General features: G+C 39.3%; 6 protein-coding genes. All 6 read right to left on the bottom strand.

All coding sequences use genetic code 11. From position 1 onward, the window contains the following. Positions 1-7: 7 nt before the first annotated feature. On the bottom strand, positions 8-835 hold the full coding sequence (pstC, locus tag ACI4WO_RS01440; RefSeq protein WP_439805778.1) for a phosphate ABC transporter permease subunit PstC: 828 nt from the start codon (positions 833-835) through the stop codon (positions 8-10). A gap of 15 nt (positions 836-850) precedes the next feature. Continuing rightward, positions 851-1,738, bottom strand: coding sequence for a substrate-binding domain-containing protein (locus tag ACI4WO_RS01435; protein WP_439805777.1), 888 nt, complete (start codon positions 1,736-1,738; stop codon positions 851-853). Between the two features lie 211 nt (positions 1,739-1,949). Continuing rightward, positions 1,950-2,207 carry a hypothetical protein gene (locus ACI4WO_RS01430; RefSeq protein WP_439805776.1) on the bottom strand — a complete coding sequence of 86 codons (258 nt, stop codon included), beginning with the start codon at positions 2,205-2,207 and terminating at the stop codon, positions 1,950-1,952. An 11-nt stretch (positions 2,208-2,218) separates the two neighbouring features. Then, positions 2,219-3,007 (bottom strand): tryptophan synthase subunit alpha, encoded by a 789-nt coding sequence (gene trpA, locus ACI4WO_RS01425; protein WP_439805775.1) that lies wholly within the window; start codon positions 3,005-3,007, stop codon positions 2,219-2,221. Then, positions 2,994-4,130 carry a tryptophan synthase subunit beta gene (gene trpB, locus ACI4WO_RS01420; protein WP_439805779.1) on the bottom strand — a complete coding sequence of 379 codons (1,137 nt, stop codon included), beginning with the start codon at positions 4,128-4,130 and terminating at the stop codon, positions 2,994-2,996. Before trpB ends, trpA begins: the two co-directional genes overlap by 14 nt. A 49-nt stretch (positions 4,131-4,179) precedes the next feature. Beyond that, on the bottom strand, positions 4,180-4,554 hold a 375-nt coding region (locus ACI4WO_RS01415; protein WP_439805774.1), incomplete at its 5' end, for a phosphoribosylanthranilate isomerase.

Raw genomic sequence — 4,554 nt, 5'->3', positions numbered from 1 at the left:
GGATTCATTATTTGCTCCTCCTTTTAAGTAATGAGAATGAGATATTGATAATAAGGATGAACACAAATAATACAACGCCTGTAGCGATAAGTGCTTCACGGTGCAGGTCGGTTGCATATCCCATTTCAATGGCAATGTTTGAAGTAAGGGTACGGACTCCTTCCATGATTCCCGAAGGCATTCCTGTCTGATTTCCTGCAACCATCATTACAGCCATTGTTTCACCGATCGCACGTCCGATTCCCAGAATTACTCCGGCAAATATACCGGACTTTGCAGCCGGAAGCATTACAGCAAAAACACTTCTTTCATGAGTAGCTCCCAATGCCAGAGCACCTTCATAATAGCTGTCCGGAACGGCTCTCAGTGCCGATTCTGACACGCCTATAACAGACGGTAGAATCATAATCGCAAGGATTATAGAAGCAGTAAGAATTGAACTTCCTGTAACCGGAACAAGCATTACCAGTCCGAAGAAGCCGTATACAACGGAAGGAATTCCGGCAAGAAGGTCAATTGCAGGCTTTAAAATTTTATAAAGCTTTTTAGGACAGAATTTTGCCATGAAAACAGCTGTCATAATTCCAACAGGAACTCCCATGATAATTGCACCGGCAGTTACATAAATACTTCCCAGTATAAACGGGAGGATTCCATAAATATTGTTTGATGGTCTCCATATCTTGCCAGTCAGAAATTTAACGAATCCGATTTCCTGCATAGCTGGAATACCGTTTGCAAACAGGAAAATGCAGATCATTGCAACAGCCATAATTGATACACAGGCGGCAAGCAGGAAGACTATTTTCATTATTATTTCAACAACATTTTTCATTGTGTATCCCCCGGATTATTCTGCTATAGTTTCCCAGGTTTTTGTTTCTCCTACATAAATTGATTTAATAGTATCGCTGGAAATATCCTCAACCGGATTATCATTGTTTACAACTACGGCAATACCATCTATTGCGATTGCAAGAGGTGTAAGACCAGTTTCAAGTTCGCTGTCCTTTAATTCTCTTGATGCCATACCAATATCACATACACCTTCTCCGGCGGATGTCATACCTGTTGTGGAGTCACTTGTCTGAATTTCAATATCCGCACCTGTATTTACTTTCATGTAAGCTTCCTTGAGTTTTTCCATTACCGGTGAAACTGATGAAGATCCTGCAACAACAATCTTGCCTTCAGGCTTTGAACCGCTGTACGGCTGAGCGCCGTCTATGCTGATGTATCCGTTGTCAGTAACTATCTGCTGACCTTCTGTACTCATGATGTAGTCAATAAAATCCTTTGAAACATCACTTAAGGAATCTTCCTTGTATGCAATATTGAACGGACGGGCAATTTTATAAGTACCTGCTTTTACGTTTTCAGCAGTAGCTTCAACGCCGTCAATCTTTACGGCTTTTACCGTATCGTTTAATGAACCCAGTGAAATATATCCGATGGCATACATATTACCAGAAACAGTTGTCATCATAACTGATGTATTGTTTGTTATCTGGGCACTGTCAATTGTTCTGTCTATCTTTTCACCGTTTTCGTCTTTTTCTTCAATTCCGAAAAGTTCAACGAATGCACCTCTTGTACCTGAACCATCTTCACGGGAAACGATTGTTATATCTTTTTTTGCATCAAATGATTCTGAACCGCATCCTGTTGCAATTCCTGAAATTAATGAAAGTGACATAATCATTGCAAGTGTTTTTTTCATAGAAACAGATTTTCTCATGATATTCTCCTTCTGCCGCTTTGCGGCACTCAAAAGTAAAGTGATTTTTTGCAATCTTTTTTTGATTACTCTTGATATTTTATAACATGAATGTAAAATCTGAAAGCAAGGTAATGTAAAATATAAGTAAAATTCGTTTTACAATTTCATAGGTCAAAAAATAAAAAAACAGCATGATGCGTAAAAAATCGCATCATGCTTAATCTAAACTTTACATTTCTTTTCTGTATTCATCCTCAAGCCACTTGATCATTTCTGAAAATCCTTCTTCGGTAAGAGGATATTTTTTTTCAATTTCAATATCTGCCAGATCCGAACACAATAAGCCGTGCCAGACCAAAACAGTTAGTTCATCGTCTTTTGGGATTATTTTATAATTAAAATTTTTTAAACTTCCGGTAAAAATATTACCGCTTTTATAAAAATAAAAGTTTCTTAAATCAAATATCTCTGAAGCACTTGTTCCCATTTTTACCGTCCTTATTTATCCAGAGCATCTCTTAAGCTCTTTGTGAACTCTCCTACCCTGTCCTGAGAATCTGCACTATTTTGGGCAATGATATTAACTATAGCACTGCCGACAATTACCCCGTCGCAGTACTGTTTAAGATTTGCAGCCTGTTCCGGACCGGAAATACCGAATCCTATGGCACACGGAATATCCGTATGTTTTTTTATTTCGCCTATGAATTTACCAAAATCTGTTGAGAATCCTGAACGCATTCCAGTAACTCCGGTTGAGGATACGCAGTAGACAAATCCTTTTGCTTCCTTTGCGATTTTGCCTATTCGTTCGCAGGATGTAGGAGTAACAAGACTTATATTAATAATATTATATTTTGAAGCATATTCATCAATTTCATCTTTTTCTTCAAAAGGAAGATCCGGAACGATAACACCGTCTATGCCTATTTCTGAACAGAGTGAAAAGAATTTTTCCTTGCCGAAACGGAAAATTGAGTTTACATACATCATAAGAATTAGCGGAGCGTCAGTTTTTTCACGCAGGCGTTTTACCATTTCAAATATGCCCTTAAGTGTAGTACCTCCTGACAGGGATCTTTCGCTTGCTGCCTGAATAACAGGTCCTTCAGCGATAGGATCAGAAAATGGTACACCCAGTTCCACAATGTCTGCACCGTTTTCAAACATTTTCAGTACAGCTTTTTCAGTGGTTTCATATCCGCCGTCACCGCATGTTACATATGTAATCAGTGCTTTTTTATTTTCACTTTTAAGCTGTTCCAGTCTGCTGTTAATCCTGTTCATTTAACTGTACCCCCCTGTATCTTGCAATCTGATAAACGTCCTTGTCGCCTCTTCCGGACAGATTGATAACCATGATCTGGTCACTGCTCATTTCCGGAGCAATTTTCAATGCGGCGGCAACAGCGTGGGCTGATTCAATTGCAGGAATTATTCCTTCTGTTTTTGAAAGATATTCAAATGCGCATACTGCTTCCTCGTCAGTAATCGGAATATACTTTGCTCTTCCGGTTTTATGAAGATTTGCGTGTTCCGGACCTATTCCCGGATAATCAAGACCTGCGGAAATTGAATAAACCTTATCTATCTGTCCCTCATCATTCTGAAGGAAAATTGATTTCATGCCATGGAATATGCCGTCGCTTCCCTTGGCAGCAGTAGCTGCATGAAATTCAGTATCAACACCTTTTCCGGCAGCTTCAGCGCCTACCAATCTTACAGACTTTTCGTCTATGAAATCATAGAAAGCACCCATAGCATTTGAACCGCCGCCTACGCATGCAACTACACAATCAGGAAGCTTGTGTTCCTTTTCCATAAGCTGTTCTCTGATTTCTTCACCGATTATCTTCTGAAAGTCACGAACTATTTCAGGATACGGATGAGGTCCCATTACAGAACCTATAAGATAATAGGTTGTTTCCACATTTGTAGCCCAGTCCTTCATGGCTTCGTTGATAGCGTCCTTTAAAGTTCCTGTTCCGCTTTTTGCAGGAGTGACCTTAGCTCCCAGAAGCTCCATGCGATAAACGTTCAGGGACTGTCTTTCCATATCAACTTCGCCCATGTATACTTCGCATTCCATACCGAAAAGAGCAGCGGCAGTAGCAGTGGCAACGCCGTGCTGTCCGGCACCTGTTTCAGCAATTATACGTTTTTTACCCATTTTTTTAGCAAGAAGTATCTGACCTAAAACATTGTTGATTTTATGAGAACCGGTATGGTTGAGATCCTCACGCTTGATATAGATTTTAGGACCATTTATATCTTTAGTCATTTTTTCTGCGTAATAAAGCATTGACGGACGTCCTGCATAATCTCTGTAAAGTGCTTTAAGTTCTTCACAGAACTCCTTGTCATTTTTATAGTGTTCATAGGCTTCTTCAAGTTCACATACGGCATGCATTACAGTTTCCGGAACATATTGTCCGCCGTAGATACCGTATCTTCCTTTTTTATTCAAAATGATCACTCCTTATAAGTTCCATAATATTTTTAATTTTTTCCCTGTCCTTGACACCATTGGTTTCAATACCGCCGGAAATGTCAATACCATAAGGTTTTACTGCTTTCAATGCATCAGGTATATTTTCTGTATTAAGACCACCTGCCAGAAAAAAAGGCTTTTTTATTTCAGTATTCCTGATTATACTCCAGTCGGCAGTTTTTCCTGTTCCTCCGTAGCCGGATTTTGAAAAGCTGTCAAGAAGCAGACAATCTGCATCTGTATTGTCAGCAGCTTTTATATCATCAGTGCTTTTCACTCTTACTGCACGCCATATTTTACATTTTACCATACTTTTCAGTTTGTGTAAATAATCAGCAGTTTC

The organism is Porcipelethomonas sp. (assembly GCF_051893655.1).
Classification (GTDB): domain Bacteria; phylum Bacillota; class Clostridia; order Oscillospirales; family Ruminococcaceae; genus Porcipelethomonas.
This window is presented reverse-complemented; position numbering and strand designations above follow the sequence as displayed.

Coding starts and splice junctions, on each gene's coding strand:
- pstC (WP_439805778.1), bottom strand. CDS start 835: ATGAAAAATGTTGTTGAAATAATAATGAAAATAGTCTTCCTGCTTGCC.
- ACI4WO_RS01435 (WP_439805777.1), bottom strand. CDS start 1,738: ATGAGAAAATCTGTTTCTATGAAAAAAACACTTGCAATGATTATGTCA.
- ACI4WO_RS01430 (WP_439805776.1), bottom strand. CDS start 2,207: ATGGGAACAAGTGCTTCAGAGATATTTGATTTAAGAAACTTTTATTTT.
- trpA (WP_439805775.1), bottom strand. CDS start 3,007: ATGAACAGGATTAACAGCAGACTGGAACAGCTTAAAAGTGAAAATAAA.
- trpB (WP_439805779.1), bottom strand. CDS start 4,130: ATGCATGCCGTATGTGAACTTGAAGAAGCCTATGAACACTATAAAAAT.